Source organism: Gluconobacter sp. P1D12_c, from assembly GCF_018812105.1.
Taxonomy (GTDB): domain Bacteria; phylum Pseudomonadota; class Alphaproteobacteria; order Acetobacterales; family Acetobacteraceae; genus Gluconobacter; species Gluconobacter oxydans_A.
Window position 1 is genome coordinate 1 of the sequence record NZ_JACSIQ010000730.1, and the last position, 387, is coordinate 387.

Genomic DNA, 387 nt, shown 5'->3' on the forward strand with positions numbered 1-387 from the left:
GGCGTTCCCCTGCAAATACGGCAGATCAAAGAGGATATTCATATGCATGTTAAGGGTTTCATGATCCTCATTATGAGTGCCCTCAGTCCCCCTGAAATACAGATTTGATCCATTTTTTTGATTGAGCCAACGGAAGCAATCAGAGAGCTTGCGTGTCCATTTCCTATGCTCCGCCTTGAGGTCATCATATATGCGGACGTTCTCACCGCAGGTGATAACCATGTACCGCAGATACTTCCCCTTATTCGGGAGAATGTTATCAATCCAATAGGTCAGCTCATTCCTCAACTGGCGACGCTCAGCAACAGCAACAGCAGGAATGAACATGATATTCCTAAAATGTTCATCCATCTGCTTAGCTAATCCAGACAGCAAACCCACCTTGAA

At 45.5% G+C, this 387-nt stretch carries 1 protein-coding gene; it reads right to left on the reverse strand.

Features of this window, described 5'->3' with window-relative positions; translation table 11 throughout:
* Nucleotides 1-387 (reverse strand): hypothetical protein (locus tag KP705_RS18935; protein ID WP_215765427.1); only part of this gene is annotated, 387 nt, incomplete at both ends.